This window comes from Aeromicrobium sp., assembly GCF_050700635.1.
Lineage (GTDB): Bacteria > Actinomycetota > Actinomycetes > Propionibacteriales > Nocardioidaceae > Aeromicrobium.
Genome location: NZ_JBOHDT010000085.1, coordinates 1 through 16,592, shown reverse-complemented (window position 1 = coordinate 16,592; position 16,592 = coordinate 1). Strand labels below are relative to the sequence as shown.

The following is a 16,592-nucleotide window of genomic DNA, read 5'->3' as shown; positions in this document are numbered from 1 at the left end:
GATCTTCGTACCCGACGAGGAGAACCCGGCCGGCTGGGGCACGGTGACCGGCATCGACTTCGGCGTACGCAAGCGCTGAACGCCAGCAACCGCCGACCCGAGCAACTGAGGGTTACCGACGTCAGGGCGTAGGTAACTCTCAGTTGCTGTGGCCGCCGGCCGCCGTCAACGACGGGTATGAACACAACCGCCGGCCGCGCGTCTCCCACTGCTGGCCGGTAGCGCCCGCGGGGCGCCATGGGCCCGCACTCCGGACGAGCAAGGGTTGGTGTCGACGCTGGGGAAAGTTTCAAGCCCTCTGGCGTACAAAAGTTTCCTCAGTCATCGCGCCCGGCAATGCCGTCGCCCCACACGAGCCGCGTTGGCGGGCTTCAATTGGCTTGTTCTCCCCACTCGGCAGAATCGTCAGTCAACATTGCAACAGGCTCCCCGGCGTCGGTAACCCTCAGTTGCCCGCCAGGCGACGTGGTGGCGCCACCGGCCAGGTCAGCCGTGTTCGGGAAAACCTGTCCAGGTCAGAGGCCTGACGAACTTCCCCAAACATCCCGGCGGCGTGGCGACCGGCGAGCGGACCGACCACTCGTGCATTCCGGGAGCACGTGTTCCCGGATACAGCGACCGGGCCGAAACCCATGCAATCTGGGAACACGTGCGCGCAAACGGGCCGTGGCCGCGCCGAGCAACGGAGACCTACGCACGCCCCAGGGCGTCGGTAACTCTCAGTTGCTGTGGCCCCGGGCCGTCGTCAACGACGGGTATGAGCACAACCGCCGGCCGCGGCACCGAATGGTGTCGCGGCCGGCGGTTGGCGTCCGGACCTGGGGGTTGTCAGGTCGGCGGGGCGAGGAGGGCGGTCAGGCCTGGAGCACGGCCTCGGCCGCGATGACGAGCGACACCTTGTCGCCGATCATCACCTTGTCGCCCTCGAGCGGGACGTTGAAGTCGATCCCGAACTCCTTGCGGCTGATCTGACCGGTGGCCTCGAAGCCCACGCGGGTGCCGCCCCACGGGTCGCCGCCCTCGCCGAGGACCTCGACCGAGAGCTCGAGTGGCTTGGAGACGCCCTTGATGGTCAGGTCGCCCTGGACGACCAGCTCGCCAGGAGCCTTCTCGACGACGCCGGTTGACGTGAAGGTCATCGTGGGGTTCTTCTCCACCTCGAAGAAGTCGCTCGACCGCAGGTGGTTGTCGCGGTCGACGGTGCCGGTGTTGATCGAGCTGAGGTCGACGGACACGTCGACGCGCGAGTCCGTGACCTCGTCCGCGGTGACGACCGAGCCCTCGAAGGTCTCGAACTTGCCGCGAACCTTGCTCATGATGTGACGCACGGTGAACCCGATCTCGGTGTGTGTCGGGTCGAGCGTCCAGGTGCCGCTGCGAACGGCGGTGGCTGTGCTGGTCATGGTGCTTTCCTCCGATATAGTTGACTGTTCAACTTTCATGCAAGCATAACACTGATTGACGGTTCACTTATTCCCTGCGAACGTACGATGGGTCACATGACCACGCGCACCGACACCCCATGGCTGGATCAGGAGCAGCAGCACATCTGGCGCTCGCTCCTCGGAGGAGTCACGGTGCTGATGGACCAGCTCGATCGCGACCTGCGCACGCAGCACGACTTGTCGATGGGCGAGTACGAGATCCTCGTGCGCCTTTCCGAGGCGCCAGACCGCTCGATCCGCATGGCCGAGCTCGCCGCGGCGGTGGCGCACTCACGCAGCCGCGTCACGCACACGATCAGCCGACTCGAGCGGGACGGCATCGTGCGCCGCAACCAGTGCTCCGAGGACGGCCGCGGCGTCAGCGCCGTGCTCACCGACCACGGCTTCTCGGTGCTCGAGAAGGCGGCCCACACCCACGTCCGCGGCGTCCACGACTACCTGATCGAGAACGCTCCCCCAGAAGACTTCGCCGCCCTCGGCCGCGTCATGGAACGCGTCATCGCGACCCTCCACGGCCGGCGCTTCTGACTAGTTGTCGAGGTGCCAGGTCGCGCTACCGGTGTCCCAGTCGAGGGTCCCTGCATAGCCGTACCCAGACACGGTGTCGTCCTTGTTCTCCTCGTTGACTGCGATGCAGTCGAAAGTGCCCGTCCGAGCCGTCAGGTCATCGGTTGATCCTCCGCCGGTGGCTGTGCAGCTTGCGGAAAGAATTGGGCCTTCGAGGAACCCCTGCTTCACGTTGGCCTTCGCATCCTTCTTGATGAGCTTCTCGAGCTCGACGATCAGATCGCGGCGCTGCTCTCGCTCGGATTCGTCCGCCTCGGATTGGGCATCAAGCTCCGCTTGCTCTGCTTCCGCATGCTCCTCGGCAAGGGCCGCCGCGCGATCTTCTTGAACCTGCTGGTCGTGACGATCTTTGAGGACCAGGCCCGTTCCTGCTCCGAGAATCAGCAGTAGTACGGCGCCCCCGACGATGATGGATCGCCGTCCTGGTCGGCGTCGACGCATCCGGTCGTACGAGGTCCCACAGCGCGGGCAGAAGTCTCCTTCAACCTGGCTCTGCGCACTGCACTTGGGGCATACCCGCAGAGGCGGATCGGTCTCGGGCGGATCGGATGTCACGTCGTGGCCTTCGTCGGGAGTGGCGCGCGGTGGCTCCAACCATGCACGACATGCGCGGCACCGTCAGGAGAATCGACGGATCCATGAGTGCCAGCTCCGGGCGGGAACTCAGTCCCTGGTGAGGCGGCGGTGCGTGACGGCGTGGGGGCGGGCGGCCTCCTCGCCGAGGCGTTGCACCTTGTTGCGCTCGTAGTCCTCGAAGTTGCCCTCGAACCAGAACCAGCGGGCCGGGTCGTCGGCGTCGCCCTCCCAGGCGAGGATGTGGGTTGCGACGCGATCGAGGAACCACCGGTCGTGCGACACCACCACGGCGCAGCCGGGGAAGTCCAGAAGTGCGTCCTCGAGCGACTGGAGCGTCTCGACGTCGAGGTCGTTGGTCGGCTCGTCGAGCAGCAGTAGGTTGCCGCCCATCTACAGCGTCAGCGCCAGGTTGAGCCGGTTGCGCTCACCGCCCGACAGCACACCGGCCGCCTTCTGCTGGTCTGGGCCCTTGAAGCCGAACGACGCCACGTAGGCGCGGCTCGGCACCTCGTAGTTGGCGACCTTGATGTGGTCGAGACCTTCGGAGACGACCTCCCACACGTTCTTCTTCGGGTCGAGGCCGCCGCGACTCTGGTCGACGTAGGAGATGCTGACCGTCTTGCCGACGTCGAGGGTGCCAGCGTCGGGCTTCTCCTCCCCCACGATCATGCGGAAGAGGGTCGACTTGCCCACGCCGTTGGGTCCGACGACACCGACGATGCCGGCCCGAGGCAGGTTGAACGACAGTCCGTCGAACAGCTCCCGCTCGCCGAAGCTCTTGTGCAGGTCCTCGGCGTCGAGCACCGCGTCACCGAGCCTGGGGCCGGCGGGGATGTTGATCTCCTCGAAGTCGAGCTTGCGGTTGCGTTCGGCCTCGGCGGCCAGCTCCTCATAGCGACCGAGACGGGCCTGGTTCTTGGTGTGCCGTGCCTTGGCGTTGGAGCGCACCCATTCCAGCTCCTTGGCCAGGATCTTGGCGCGCTTGGCATCCTTCTTGCCCTCCACGACGAGGCGCTGCTGCTTGGTCTCCAGGTAGGTCGTGTAGTTGCCCTCGTAGGGGTGGGTCTTGCCGCGGTCGAGCTCGAGGATCCACTCCGCGACGTTGTCGAGGAAGTACCGGTCGTGCGTGATGGCCAGCACGGCACCCGGGTAGGACTTGAGGTGGGCCTCCAGCCAGGCCACGCTCTCGGCGTCGAGGTGGTTGGTGGGCTCGTCGAGGAGCAGCAAGTCGGGCTGTTCCAGCAGCAGCTTGCACAGCGCGACACGGCGACGCTCTCCTCCGGAGAGGTGGTCGACCATCTCATCGGGCGGCGGGCAGCGCAGGGCGTCCATGGCCTGCTCGAGACGCGAGTCGAGGTCCCAGGCGTTGGCGTGGTCGAGGTCGGCCTGCAGCTCGCCCATCTCGGCGAGGAGGGTGTCGTAGTCGGCGTCCGGATCGGCGAGCTCCTCGCTGACGGCGTTGAAGCGGTCGAGCTTGCCCTTGATGCCGGCGACGGCTTCCTCAACGTTGTCGAGCACGGTCTTGCCCTCGGTCAGCGGCGGCTCCTGCAGCAGGATGCCGACGGACGCCTCGGGATCCTTGATCGCGTCGCCGTTGTTGGCCTGCTCGAGCCCGGCCATGATCTTGAACAGCGTCGACTTGCCGGTGCCGTTGGGCCCGACGACGCCGATCTTGGCGCCGTGGAGGAACGACAGCGTGACGTTGTCGAGCACGAGCTTGTCGCCGAGCGCCTTGCGGACGTTGCGGAGGGTATATACGTAGTCGGCCACCCGACAACCCTAACGAGCGGTTCCTCGCGGTCAGCCGCGGGCGCGAATGATGTTCGTGCGGTACCGCGCGTAGGCCTCGAGCTCCTCCTGGACGGGTTCGATCACGCGTTCGTCGGCCACCGCCTCGATGGCCTCGGTGAGGTCGCGACCCGCCGTGCGTGCCAGAGTCTTCCCGGAGATCCAGGCGGCCACGCGCGAGAGCACCGACAGACCGATGCCGCCCGCCAGACCGACGATGGTCATCACCACTGCCAACCGGTATCCGGCCACCTCAGGTCCTGCCTGCACGAACAGGGCCGAGCGGTCGGACAGGTAGAGCAGGCCCCACCACACGCCTCCGAGAATGAAGGCTGCCAGGAGGGCCCACTGCACCACGTTGACGACTCGCCACCAGACCGCCGATGTGGGGACGGTGACGTCGGCGCTGACGACCGCCTTGTCCAGGGAGACGACGATGTCGTCGGCCCTTGACGTGGAGACCTCACGCACCGCGTCACGCCATGGTCGTTCCAGACCGACCGAGGCCTTCTCGGCGAAGTCACGCACCGCGGTCTCGGCCTGGGCTCGCTGGACGTTCGCCGCACCCGGCACCTCGGCGGCGCGGGCCAGTCGCGAGATCGAGTGGTGGGGGTCGATGCCGAGCTCCTGGAGCGGGTCGGTGCGCCGAACCAGCCAGCGAGTGACGGGCCATCCGGTCAGTCGGCCCGCGCGGCGCCGGGTGGAGCCATCGATCGCCTCGACCAGCTGCGGCACGCCGACGCAGTCGAGCAGAGCGACGTCGAGCGCCTCGCGGTCCACCGGACCGATGCCGGGAACCTCGCTCGTGCCGCCGACTTCCGCGAGCGCCGTGGCCGAGGCCGTGATGTCGGAGTTCAGACGGCCCTTGGCGGACGCCTTCGCGCGGATGCGCTGCGCGAGCTCACGCTTGAACTCGTCGATGCCGTCGCCGCGCGTGGCCGAGGTTCCGATGACGGTGACCCCGTCGAGGCCCTCGTCGTCGAGGATGCGACGAACGTCGTCCAACGTGTTCGCGCGCTGCTCGTACGGAATGCGGTCGATCTGGTTCAGCAGGACCACGGTCACGTCCTTGAACGAGGCCAGCGGCCGGATGTAGCGGTCGTGGATGGCGGCGTCGGCGTACTTCTGCGGGTCGAGCACCCAGACCAGCACGTCGGCGTACTTGACGAGGCGGTCCATCTCCAGGTGGTGCTCGACCTCGGTGGAGTCGTGGTCGGGCAGATCGAGCAGCACGAGACCGTCGAGCTTCTGGTCGTCGGACGAACGGTCGAGCATGCTCATGCGTGACACCTGGTGACGCGCCGGGATGCCCATCCACTCGAGCAGCCCGTTGGCGCCTTCGGGGCCCCACGCGCAGGCCAGCGCCCACGACGTCGTGGGGCGGCGGACTCCGACGCCGGCCAGCTCGAGGTCGGTGAGGGTGTTGAAGACGGACGACTTGCCCGACCCGGTCGCGCCGGCCAGGGCGACGATGGTGTGCTCACCGGAGAGCCGCAGCCGCTCGGACGCGCGCTCGGCCAGCTCGGCAGCGGGTGTCAGCAGCTCGTCGTCGAGCCGGCCGCGCGCCGCCTCGACGGCCGCTGCCAGGGCGTCGAGCCGCGTGGACACGTCGCCGCGCTCTCCACCGAAGGCTGGGCCCGATTCGTGGGTGGCCTCGGCGGGGATGGTCGCGCTCATGAAGAGGAATCTCCCTCCAGGAAGTCGGTGTGACGTGCGTATTCTGCCTGACGCGCGGCGTCACGCAACGTGTCTTGGGTGGCTCGCACGGTGTCGGGTGAGTCGAGGAGATCGAGGAAGCGCTGCTTCTCCTCCTGCAGCAGGCGGGCGGCGCCGGCTTGAAGGTCGCCGTGGGCAGCCGCCACCAGCGAACCGAGCTTTTCCCGTCCGAAGATGGCCGTGAGCAACCGTCGGCCGACCTCGGATACTCCACCACGTCCGGCCGCGTGCTCCAGCACGACGACCATCAGCGTGGCACCGACGCCGTTGACGCCGAATGCGAGGAACTTGGCCGTCATCCGCTTGTCAGCGCCCTCGAGCTTCACGGTCTCGAGCACTGCGGCCTGCCAGTCGCGGACGATGCGCTCGACACGGGTGCGCAGCTCGTGCGAGGCACGGTCGAGCCCGCGCGTCGAGGAGAGGAGCGTGCGGCCGGCCTCGTCGGATCCCCAGGTGCGGGTGAGGGCCTCGGCCGCCGACTCGGCGTATCCGACCACCAGCGACTGAAGACCCGCCTCGACGGCCTCGGCCACCTCGGTGGAGCGGTGGCGCTTGCCCGTGACGCCCTCGACCAGGCGTTCGCGGATGCGGGTGACACGCTCCTCGACCGAGCGCACCATCTCCCCTGTGCCGACGAACTCCTGCCACTGGGCGAGCACCTCCCCGCTCAGCAGCGTCCCGTCGGAGGACTCGCGGCTGACGAACGCGGTGGCCTCGGAGTAGATGTCCTCGGCCTGCTGGTACAGACGCTCGGCGGCCTCGATCTGGAGGTCGAGGGCGTCGGCGACATCGTGCGTGCGGAGCACGTTGTGCCGCACCGCGCCGTCGAGCGTCTGGGACACCACGGCCTGTCGAGCGACCGGGTCGGCGGCGAGATCGTGGAGCCACCCGACGATCGGCGCGACGGCCTCGGGGGGCAGCAGGCCCTCGGTGTCGGTACCGGACTCGGGCACGGTGAACAGCGGGGAGTCGGACAAGCCGCGGCTGGTCATCATGCGGGCGAGGTGGCCGCGGACCTCGATGACGGCATCGGCATGGGTGCGGTCGAGCACGACGGCCACGGACGTGCTGCGCTCGGCCGCCTGCTTGAGGTAGTCCCACGGCACCTGGTCGGCGTAGCGCGATGCGGAGGTGACGAACAGCCACAGGTCGGCAGCGGACAGGAGCTGGCCGGCCAGCTCGCGGTTGCCGCGGTCGATGGAGTCGACGTCGGGTGCGTCGAGGATGGCGAGACCTCGCGGCACGCGGGCGGACGTCGTCACCCGCAGGGCGTGAAAGTCGTTGGTGGGCACGTCCGTGCGCGGGAGATCTGGCAGGATGCGGTCGCGCTGGAACCATGGGGCGTCGTCCGGATGGTGCACCAGCACCGGCGAACGGGTGGTGGGTCGCAGCACCCCGCTCTCGGTGACGCGCTCGCCGCAGATCGAGTTGACCAGCGTCGACTTGCCCGCCCCGGTGGACCCGCCGACGACGGTCAGCAGCGGCGCGTCGAGCTGGACGAGCCGGGGAAGAACGTAGTCGGACAGCTGGTCGACGATCGTGGCCTGGCGTGCGCGGGCATCGCCCACACCGGGAACGTCGAGGCGCAGGGGCACTGTCGTGACCTCCGCAAGGAGCTTTGACAGAGCACCCAGCAGCACCACCGAGGCATGTTCGCTGGGCACGGGTACTCCTTTCGGGTGTAAACGGGCGTCCACCCTGTCCTTCAGGTTAGTGGACGAGTGATGGTCCGACGCACCATCGGTCGAGGTCAGTAGCCCGCTGCCGACGCGACAGCCGCGCCGGAGCACCGGCTTCCCGGCTTCAGATCCACCTGGCGTCGGTCGGTCGGGTCCGGATACCCCGAGAGGACACCGCCGGAGCACGCACCTGAGCCGTCACGGACCGCGAACGCGAGAAAGTACGGATTCGTCGGACCCGCCGGGATTTTCTCGTCCTCGGGGAACACGGCGAAGCCGGATACGCCGTTCTCGGGCGCTTGCCGTTCATAGCCGACCACGTTCGACTCACCGATCAGCTCCGGGAAGGCCGCTCGCCACGCGACGACGACGCCCATGTCCTCGGACGGGATCTCGTGGTTCACGTGGTCTGCCCCGACCTCGAGCAGGTCGACGACCCAGGCCTTGGCATCGGAGACCGACCCGCCGGACACGTAGGACGGGCTCAGCTCCCGCTGCTTCGTCGTGCCGTCGTTTCCTGTTGGGGGGTCCTCGTCGGTGCCGACACCGAGTGCCTCGGCCACGACACGGATCGCCTCGTCGGCTTGCTCCAGAGCCGAGCTCGACTCAGGGCCTGCGGCCTGGAATTCCTCGGAGGTGGTGGCCGCACCCTGCTCGTCGAGCGCTGCGATGAGGTCACTGATCGCGCCGAGCATCGCGTTGACGTCGTCGGTGAGGTCGGCCGGCATGTCGATCGCCCGGGTGGCCACGTCGAGGTCGAAGTAGGCGGCACGTACGGCGCGCACCGCCCGCGTGGCGTTCTGCAAGCCGTCCCCGTCACCCAGCGCGGTTCCGGCGGCGAAGTCGGCGCGGAAGGTCGCATAGGCCTTGGCGAATGCTGCGGCTGCCCGATCCCTGTCGGCGCTGGCGGCAGGCTTCGGCTCCGGGTCGCCACCTCCGCATGCGCCCACGACTGCCAGAACCAGCGACAGGACGAGCGCCGGGGTCGTTCGGTTCATCATGGGCGTGCCAACGGCAACGCGGGCGGGAGGCGCAGGGCTGGACGCAGGGCGTACATGGCGTCGAGCAGCGCGTAGGTGCGCTCGATCCCCCTCGGCTTGCTGCGGCCCGACATCACCGCATGGTGGAGGAACGCCATCTCCGTGGCCAGCGTCTGGTACCGGCCGACGATGCGCGAGGCCACCCGTCCGTGGTGCTGCTTGGCGTAGCGTCGCGCCCGCTTGCGATAGGCGAACCGTGAGAGGTACGGGATCTCGGCCGGGTGGATCCAGCCCCGGTCGGCGACGTACGTCAACGACTTCTCCAGGATGCGGACCTGTCGCATGCGCACGACGATCGCGAGGAAGGCCACCGCCAGGAGAACAACGCCCAACGCGAGGTAGACCAGAACGAAACCGGTGCCGTCGCCGAACGACAGCGAGCCGTTCCAGAGCCCATGCAGGCCGATGCTGGTGGCCAGTCCGAGCGAGACGACGATCGTCTTCGCGAGACGGCTCCGACAAGCCAGCGCGAGGGCGATCGCGATGCCGAACGCGGAGGTGAACAACGGGTGGGCGAACGGGCTGAACACGCCCCGCACGATGAACGTGGTGGTGGCCCCCTCGGCTCCGGCGAGCTTGATGTCCGGTGAGCCGAGGTAGCTGGCGGCGTAGTAGCCGATGTTCTCGATGAACGCGAAGCCGATGCCGAGGAGTCCGGCGTACACGAGTCCGTCGAGGAACCCGTCAATGACGCGACGCAGGCGCAGGAACGTCAGCAGCAGGAACAAGCCCTTGGCCGGCTCCTCGGTGGCCGGTGCCACGAACGAGGCCATCGACTCGTCGGAGAGGTCCCAGGTGGCCTGGATGGAGAACTGCAACGCGAGCGCGATGGCCACCGCGACGACGCCGCCCCACACGAAGGCCGCGAACTTGTATCGCCGCGGTTCGGGCTCGTAGCGGTCGAGCCACCAGTACGCCAACCACAGGAGCGGGAGGGGAATCAACGCGAACAGGATCGACAGGCCCGCGCCCCCCGGATCGCCGGCCCAGGACGAGATCACGATGCCGCCGACCACACCGACGACGGCGATGAGGATGAAACCGGTGAGGAGCGCAGCCCGTCCGCGCTGTCGGGGCGATTCGCGGTACCTGGGCATCGTGGCCGGGATCGGCGTCGTGGTGGCGTCGGTCACCCTGCTGAGCCTAGATCAGGGGTGCCCCTGTTGACATTCGGTTGATGGCTGACAGATCAGGGGTGCCCCCGGCAGGACTCGAACCTGCGACCGAGTCATTAGAAGTGACTTGCTCTGTCCAGCTGAGCTACGGGGGCCTGACGCAACGTAGTCAATCACGAAGCAAACCGAAGGATGGGTATTCGATTAGTCTGGGCGGCATGGCGGCACACCACACCAAGGACAAAGGGGATCTCGGTACCGCCAAGGCGCATGCAGATCTAGTCGACAAGGGATACACGGTCCTGTTTCCAGCGACGGAACATGCCGCGTTCGACCTCGTTGCTTACCGAGCCGGCGCATTCCACCGCGTTCAAGTCAAGTACCGGTCCTCGCGGACGGGCTCGATTTCAGTGCAATTCCGCTCCGTCTGGGCTGATCGGAACGGTACGCACATGAAGCCATCCGACAAGTCTGAGGTAGACGTCGTGTGCATCTACTGCCCAGAAACGGACGACTGCTACTACCTGCGACCCGTGGACTACCGGCAGTCCGTGACCTTGCGTGTGACACCGAGCAGGAACGGTCAGCAACGGGGTGTGCTGCCCGCCGCCAGGTTCCGCACGTTTCCAGTCGCCTAGCCACCCATTTGGCCACGGCTTCAGGTGGGCCGTTCCTCGAGACGCTCCTTCAGGCGGTCCCGGACGCCCGGCCAGTCATCGGAAAGGATCGAGAAGACGGCCGAGTCGCGGAAGGTGCCGTCGGCGCGCCGCTTGTGCCGGCGCAGCGTCCCTTCATGCGTTGCGCCCAGCTTTTCGATTGCCCTCGACATCGGAGCGTTGAGCACATCTGTCTGAAGCTCCACCCGACCGAACCCGCAGTCATCGAATGCGTGCCCGAGCAGCCCGAGGTTGGTCGCCGCATTGACGGGGGTACCCCACACGGCCGGTGCGTACGCCGCTGCGCCGAACATGCAACGCTCGTTGACCAGGTCGACGTCGAGCAGGCTGGCCGTGCCGACCAGATCGCCACTCTGCGCGTCGCGCACAGCCCACGCGGACCCGCTCGAGATCAGCTTGCCCACCACCGTGCTCATGCCCTCAGGCACGTCGGGCCGGGCGGCCAGCCCGCCGCCCCAACCTCCGGCCCAGACCCGAGCGTCGTCGAGCGCAGCGAACAAGTCCGGGGCATCGTCCGGCTGCAGTGGGTCGAGCAGAACGACGTTGTTCTTGAGCCTTTGCTTCGCTGGTGTGATCGTCATCACCCAATTGTACACAGTATACGTACCCCCGGGCTTGGTCGAGAGGTTTGTCTTGGGGCTTGAAACGGTGGCCTGTGTGACGACCCTCACCGTCAAAACCGGGTGTTTGTCATCGAGATCACAGGAGATTTGGTCATAAACCGTTCGATGCGTTGGTTGAATGTATGCAGTAGGCAATGTTGCCGAGTCGGGAACGATTCGGCACTCCAAGAAAGGAACCAACACATGATTTTCACCCGTCGCTTCGGCGCGCTCGCCGCTCGCCGCAACTTCCCCCACGTCAACGAGACGGAGCAGGAGCTCACCTTGGACTTTTCGTCCGCTGAGGCTGAGCTCGAAGCCGAGACGGCCAAGGTCGGTTCGGCTGTCTGATGTGCACCGGCTCAAAGTAGTGCAGGTTTGCTGAGGACAAAGATCCTATTTGTCCGCTGCATTCAGTAGACTGTCTACGTCGACTCAGAATCGTCTCTTTCGGAGGACCAGATGACCCAAAGTGTGGGCTCCGAGCCCATCCGCCCGGCCGGCTTCCGACCGCTGAAGCGGCCGCTCCCTTTGCGGGAGTCGGTCTACGAGGCACTCACAGAGATGATCATCGATGAAACGCTGAGCCGCGGTCAACACCTCGTCGAGGACGAGCTCGCGCGAATGCTGGGCGTATCCAGACAACCCGTCCGGGAGGCTTTGCAGCGTCTCCACAACGAGGGATGGGTTGATCTGCGCCCGGGGTTCGGCGCCACCGTGCACGTGCCTGCCGAGAACGAGGTGGACCAGCTGCTCGCCGCGCGCGCGGCGCTCGAGTCGGAATCGGCGCGCCTGGCTGCCAGGCACACGGCGAAGGAGCCCGTCGCGAAGTTGCGCGAGCTTTGTCGCGCAGGAGAGTCATGTCTCGACGCCGGAGACGTTGACGGGGCGGTCCGCACCAACGCTGAGCTGCACCGCCTGGTGTCGGAGATGTCCGGCAACAAGTTCCTCATCGGCTTCGCCGCGCAGGTCGACCGGCGCGTCCGCTGGTACTACACGCCGATCGCCCAGGTGCGGGGGAAGGCCGCCTGGCGGGAGCACGCCCGCTTGATCAAGGCGATCGCTGACGGCGATGAGGACGGTGCCGCCAAGATCATGCGTGAGCACACCGAGCGCACCCGCATGGCGTACATGGAGACCCAGACTTCAGCAGAGAACTGATCGCGCCGGCACGCGGAGCATCGTGGCCGCACGACGCCCGGTGATATGAGCCGGGTCGATGGTCAGTCGTTGTCCGGCGCATCGCCGTCGGCGCTGGTGGAGACCATCTCACCGGCATCGTCTTCGGCCGGCTGGCTCCCTCGCGACTTGACGAGGCTCGCCACCGCCGTCACCGTCAGCGTCCCGATGATGACGCCAAGGGACACCAGGATCGGAATCTCGGGTGCCCAGTGAACCCCGCGATGGTGGAGCGCCTCGAAGATGAGCTTGACCCCGATGAACCCGAGCACGATCGCGAGACCGTAGGACAGGTACACCAACCGGTCCAGCAGGCCGCCGATCAAGAAGTACAGCTGCCGTAGCCCCATCAGGGCGAAGGCATTCGCCGTGAACACCACGTAGGGCTCCTGCGTCAGGCCGAAGATCGCCGGAATGGAGTCCAGGGCGAACAGCAGGTCGGTGGTGCCAATGGTCAGGATCACGATGAACATCGGGGTGATCATTCGGCTGCCGCGCACGCCCGTGAACAGTCGTGCGCCGTCATAGTCCTTGGACATCGGGAACCGGCTCTCGACGAACTTGATCAGCTTGTTCTCTTCAAACTCGTCATCCTCGTCAGCAGCCTCGGTGACCAGCTTCCAGGCGGTGTAGATCAGGAATGCGCCGAAGATGAAGAACACCCAGTCGAATCGTGCGATCGCCTCTGCCCCGAGCGCGATGAAGATGCCTCGCATCACCAGCGCCAGGGCGACACCGATGAGCAACACCTTCTGCTGGTACTGCCTGGGCACCGAGAACTTGGCCATGATGATCAGGAAGACGAACAGGTTGTCGACCGACAGGGAGTACTCGGTCAGCCAGCCTGCGAAGAACTCACCGCCGGGACGGCCGCCGGCCGCGACGGTCAGCCCGACTCCGAAGAGCACAGCGAGACCGACGTAGAAGATCACCCACAGGGTGGCCTCTCGAAGCGATGGCTCGTGAGGGTTCCTTGCCACGATGAAGAAGTCCAGGGCCAGCACGGCCAGGATCACGACAAGGGTCACTGCCCACACGGTCATCGAAACGTCCATCGATCGCTCTCCTACGAAATTGTGGTCGGGTCGCTACGACGGGTGTCCTACGAAAGGTGAGTCAACCGTGCCGCGCGGCGGAACGGGCTTCGCGTGCTTCCTTACGCTGCTGCTGCTTCTCAGCGCGGCCCCTGGCCGTCGCTTCCTTGCGTTCCTGCAGCACGGTCATGAGCCCCTTGTACTCCTCGACGACGATGAACGCGTACCTGTTGTGTGCTCGGATCCGTGGCCACCAGTGTCGGCCGAGGTACTCATGGGACCAGAGGAAGCCGATGGCGAACCCCATGCTGAGAAGTGCGTTGTAGAGGAGGAACTGCCACAGCGGCCCTGCCGGCAGACCGGGTCCGCCGGTGAACAGCCACTCGGTGACGATGGAGTGCACCAGCATCGCCGCGGGAAACGCGAAGAACCAGTACGCCGCCGCAGGAGTGAACACCCCGACCGGGGCCTTCTCGAGGGCGACGAGAGTTGCGTAACCCGCTCCGAACAGTGCGATCGAGATCCCGAATGCGAGTCCGGTGATCACCGCCCAGCCGGAGGGCTGGCCCGCGAAAGCGGCCAGCCCCCCGGCGCCGAGTGCGGCGACCGCACCGATGACGTACGTCGGTACGGCGAACTCAGCGAGTTCTCGCATCTCTGGTGTGGACACGTCAGCTCACGACCACACCGAACCGCGCCAAGCTGTAGAACAGCATGCCGAGGTAGAACACCGCACCGAAGCCGATGATCAGGTTCCGCGCGATGCCCGGACGAATCGGCTTGGGCAGCATCCTGTTGTTCACCAGGAGCAGGACGACACAGTAGGCGCCCATGGCGAACGTGGACAGGAACGCGAGCACGTCCAGAATCGCGGCTGGTCCGTCTGCCGGTCCGAAGAAGATGATCCCGATGCCGAAGAGGATCACGCCCCACAGGTAGAACGCGTACAGCTGCGACATGTTGAACCGCTTCGCACCCTTCACGAAGTAGTAGGTCATGTCGGCCTGACCACGCGAGAACGAGTCGAACAACCCGAGCGTCGCGTTGAGCCCGATCAGGGCGATGAAGCCGAAGAACACGGTGCCCAGCACCGGGCTCCCTGCGGCTGCGAAACCGTCCGACATCGCGACCAGAGCGGCGTCGCGGTCGTCACCCTGGACGAGCTCGCCAACATCAGGGTTCTCCTTCGCAGCGGCCAGCGCGATGAGCGTGAACGAGATCGTCACCATCATGGTGATGCCCCAGAACAGGAAGAAGGCGTCGAAGGTGACCCACTTGCGCCACCCCTTCCACCTCTCCATCTCCTCGGAATCGCTGGTGTCGAACATGTAGCCACGGGTCGGCATGGTCTCCGTCTCGCCTGCGTGCGCCAGCCCCTTGACCTTGGGGATGTGCGAGCCCATTGCGGCGCCGCTGTCTCGCAGCTGCAGGGTGTACCACATCTGCTGCATGCCGGACGGTCCCGCGAACGCGATCGACCCGACGATGATCGGGAACCATGCCGCGGAGAGGGCCAGGTTGTCCTCGCCGAAGTAGCCGAAGGCGAACATCCCGGTGATCGTGTCCGCGAGGTCCGACCAGGTGCCCACCATCGCAGCGATGATGGCCGTGCCGATGACGAGGATCCCGATCAACACGCCGAGAACCTTCTCGACGACGTCATAGATGTTCTTGAGCGAGCTGAACAGCACACCAATGGAGATCAAGACGATCGTCGCCGTCACCTCGAACGGGATACCGGTGATCTCCTCGAACGCTCCCGCACCTGCCGAGAGGTGACCCGGCCAGATGTAGATCGCGATGGCCGAGACGAAGAATAACCACATGAGCGGCTTGAATACTCTCGCCGCTCCGAAGAAGATGCTCTCGCCCGTTGCCATCGCGTAGCGCGACATCTCGAGCAGGACGACGGCCTGCAGCGTGACGCCGATCAGGAACAACCAGCGGATGTCCGGGCCGAAGACCAGGACCAGCCGTGGCCAGAGGTAGGACTCACCCATCCCGACACCGAGCGCGACGAGGAACACCGTCGGGCCAAGAATGTGGATGGACGGTGGAGCCTTGGGCAGCTTGCGGATCGGCATCGGCTCGAGGCCGCCCGCATGCCACAGTTGCTCTCCCGAACCGGAAGGGCTCGTACTAGATTCGTGAACAGTCACGGCATTTTTCCCCCTAGATGGACCGCATCGCGCGTGTCTGTGTTGACGTCAACACGCGTGATCGGTTGTTGACTTGTTCGTACTTGATGGGTCTTGTCGAGCCTTGGCCGCATCGGTCCCAGCCTCATCCGATCGCGCCGGCGTTGCGGGCCCAGCGGTACTTCGCACCGAGCACCTGTACCGGCAGTTCAGTGGTGTATGGATAGGCGACGACACCGTGCTCGTAGAGGTACTCCGAGGCCTCTTCCACCTCGACGTCACCCGCAAGCGACGCGACGATCGGCTTCACGATGCCCTTCTTGCGGTACTCCTCGACGACCTCGGCCACCAGCTCGGCGAACACCATCGGCGGCGTGACGATCGTGTGCCAGTAGCCCAGGATCAGCGAATGCACCCGCTCATCCTCGAGGCCCAGGGCAATCGTGTTGCGGTACGTCGACGGCGGCTCGCCACCGGTGATGTCGACCGGGTTGCCCGAGGCACCGAACGGCGGAATGTACTCGTCGAACGCCTTGGCGAGGTCCTCCGGGATATCCATCAGCTTGAGGTCGTTGTCGACACACGCATCGGAGAGGAGCACACCCGAGCCTCCGGCTCCGGTGATGATGACGACGTTCTCGCCCTTCGGTGTCGGCAGCACTGGTAGGCCTCGGGCGTACTGGAGCATCTCGTTCAGGCCTGGTGCGCGCACGACGCCGCTCTGGCGCAGGATGTCGTCGTACACCTTGTCGTTGCCGGCGAGCGCGCCGGTGTGCGAGCTCGCCGCCCGCGCACCCATGTCGGTGCGCCCGGCTTTGAGCACCACCACGGGCTTCTTCTCGGAGACCCGCTTGGCGGTCTCGGCGAAGTAGCGACCGTCCTTGAGGTCCTCGAGGTGCATCGCGATGATGTTGGTGTTGTCGTCCTGCTCGAAGAACGTCAGCAGGTCGTCCTCGTCGATGTCGGACTTGTTGCCGACACCCACGATCGCGGAGACACCCATCTTGCTGCTCCGGCTGAAGCCGAGGATCGCCAT

General features: G+C 66.2%; 14 protein-coding genes, 1 tRNA gene and 2 pseudogenes. 4 read left to right on the top strand and 13 right to left on the bottom strand.

What is annotated here, in order from left to right:
- Window positions 1-854: 854 nt before the first annotated feature.
- Window positions 855-1,403, bottom strand: coding sequence for a YceI family protein (locus ACRDPN_RS06590; RefSeq protein ID WP_431446577.1), 549 nt, complete (start codon window positions 1,401-1,403; stop codon window positions 855-857).
- Between the two features lie 96 nt (window positions 1,404-1,499).
- Here ACRDPN_RS06590 and ACRDPN_RS06585 point away from each other — a divergent pair, with 96 nt between their 5' ends.
- A complete protein-coding gene (locus ACRDPN_RS06585) occupies window positions 1,500-1,973 on the top strand; it encodes a MarR family winged helix-turn-helix transcriptional regulator (RefSeq protein ID WP_431446576.1) in 474 nt (157 codons plus the stop codon).
- Here ACRDPN_RS06585 and ACRDPN_RS06580 read toward each other — a convergent pair whose 3' ends face one another.
- From ACRDPN_RS06580 to ACRDPN_RS06550, 7 genes and pseudogenes are all read right to left on the bottom strand, one after another.
- A complete protein-coding gene (locus ACRDPN_RS06580) occupies window positions 1,974-2,567 on the bottom strand; it encodes a hypothetical protein (protein ID WP_431446575.1) in 594 nt (197 codons plus the stop codon). It abuts the gene before it with no gap.
- 108 nt (window positions 2,568-2,675) lie between these two features.
- A pseudogene (gene ettA / locus ACRDPN_RS06575) lies at window positions 2,676-4,358 on the bottom strand (energy-dependent translational throttle protein EttA).
- Between the two features lie 30 nt (window positions 4,359-4,388).
- Window positions 4,389-6,053, bottom strand: a complete 1,665-nt coding sequence (locus ACRDPN_RS06570) for a GTPase (protein WP_431446574.1) — start codon at window positions 6,051-6,053, stop codon at window positions 4,389-4,391.
- On the bottom strand, window positions 6,050-7,756 hold the full coding sequence (locus ACRDPN_RS06565; RefSeq protein WP_431446573.1) for an ABC transporter: 1,707 nt from the start codon (window positions 7,754-7,756) through the stop codon (window positions 6,050-6,052). Before ACRDPN_RS06565 ends, ACRDPN_RS06570 begins: the two co-directional genes overlap by 4 nt.
- Before the next feature lie 86 nt (window positions 7,757-7,842).
- Window positions 7,843-8,772 (bottom strand): hypothetical protein, encoded by a 930-nt coding sequence (locus ACRDPN_RS06560; RefSeq protein ID WP_431446572.1) that lies wholly within the window; start codon window positions 8,770-8,772, stop codon window positions 7,843-7,845.
- The gene (locus tag ACRDPN_RS06555) at window positions 8,769-9,944 is read right to left on the bottom strand and encodes a PrsW family intramembrane metalloprotease (RefSeq protein ID WP_431446571.1); all 1,176 of its coding nucleotides are present in this window, start codon (window positions 9,942-9,944) and stop codon (window positions 8,769-8,771) included. Before ACRDPN_RS06555 ends, ACRDPN_RS06560 begins: the two co-directional genes overlap by 4 nt.
- Window positions 9,945-10,007: 63 nt before the next feature.
- A tRNA-Arg gene (locus ACRDPN_RS06550) sits at window positions 10,008-10,081 on the bottom strand.
- Between the two features lie 63 nt (window positions 10,082-10,144).
- On the opposite strand from ACRDPN_RS06550, the gene ACRDPN_RS06545 reads away from it, so the two are divergent.
- Window positions 10,145-10,564: a group I intron-associated PD-(D/E)XK endonuclease gene (locus ACRDPN_RS06545; RefSeq protein WP_431446570.1), complete on the top strand. Its 420-nt coding sequence runs from the start codon at window positions 10,145-10,147 to the stop codon at window positions 10,562-10,564.
- Between the two features lie 20 nt (window positions 10,565-10,584).
- Here ACRDPN_RS06545 and ACRDPN_RS06540 read toward each other — a convergent pair whose 3' ends face one another.
- Window positions 10,585-11,184 carry a GNAT family N-acetyltransferase gene (locus tag ACRDPN_RS06540; RefSeq protein ID WP_431446569.1) on the bottom strand — a complete coding sequence of 200 codons (600 nt, stop codon included), beginning with the start codon at window positions 11,182-11,184 and terminating at the stop codon, window positions 10,585-10,587.
- A 225-nt stretch (window positions 11,185-11,409) separates the two neighbouring features.
- Here ACRDPN_RS06540 and ACRDPN_RS06535 point away from each other — a divergent pair, with 225 nt between their 5' ends.
- Both ACRDPN_RS06535 and ACRDPN_RS06530 read left to right on the top strand, forming a co-directional pair.
- Window positions 11,410-11,556 (top strand): hypothetical protein, encoded by a 147-nt coding sequence (locus tag ACRDPN_RS06535; protein WP_431446568.1) that lies wholly within the window; start codon window positions 11,410-11,412, stop codon window positions 11,554-11,556.
- A 111-nt stretch (window positions 11,557-11,667) separates the two neighbouring features.
- Complete coding sequence (locus tag ACRDPN_RS06530; RefSeq protein WP_431446567.1) at window positions 11,668-12,366, top strand: GntR family transcriptional regulator; 699 nt, start codon at window positions 11,668-11,670, stop codon at window positions 12,364-12,366.
- Window positions 12,367-12,428: 62 nt separating this feature from the next.
- On the opposite strand, the gene ACRDPN_RS06525 is transcribed toward ACRDPN_RS06530, so the two are convergent.
- The 4 genes and pseudogenes from ACRDPN_RS06525 to ACRDPN_RS06510 all read right to left on the bottom strand — a co-directional run.
- Window positions 12,429-13,439 (bottom strand): TerC family protein, encoded by a 1,011-nt coding sequence (locus tag ACRDPN_RS06525; RefSeq protein ID WP_431446566.1) that lies wholly within the window; start codon window positions 13,437-13,439, stop codon window positions 12,429-12,431.
- A gap of 61 nt (window positions 13,440-13,500) precedes the next feature.
- On the bottom strand, window positions 13,501-14,073 hold the full coding sequence (locus ACRDPN_RS06520; RefSeq protein WP_431446565.1) for a hypothetical protein: 573 nt from the start codon (window positions 14,071-14,073) through the stop codon (window positions 13,501-13,503).
- Between the two features lie 16 nt (window positions 14,074-14,089).
- Window positions 14,090-15,502 carry an Nramp family divalent metal transporter gene (locus tag ACRDPN_RS06515; protein ID WP_431446564.1) on the bottom strand — a complete coding sequence of 471 codons (1,413 nt, stop codon included), beginning with the start codon at window positions 15,500-15,502 and terminating at the stop codon, window positions 14,090-14,092.
- Between the two features lie 199 nt (window positions 15,503-15,701).
- Window positions 15,702-16,592, bottom strand: a pseudogene (locus ACRDPN_RS06510) (acetate--CoA ligase family protein); the annotation flags it as partial.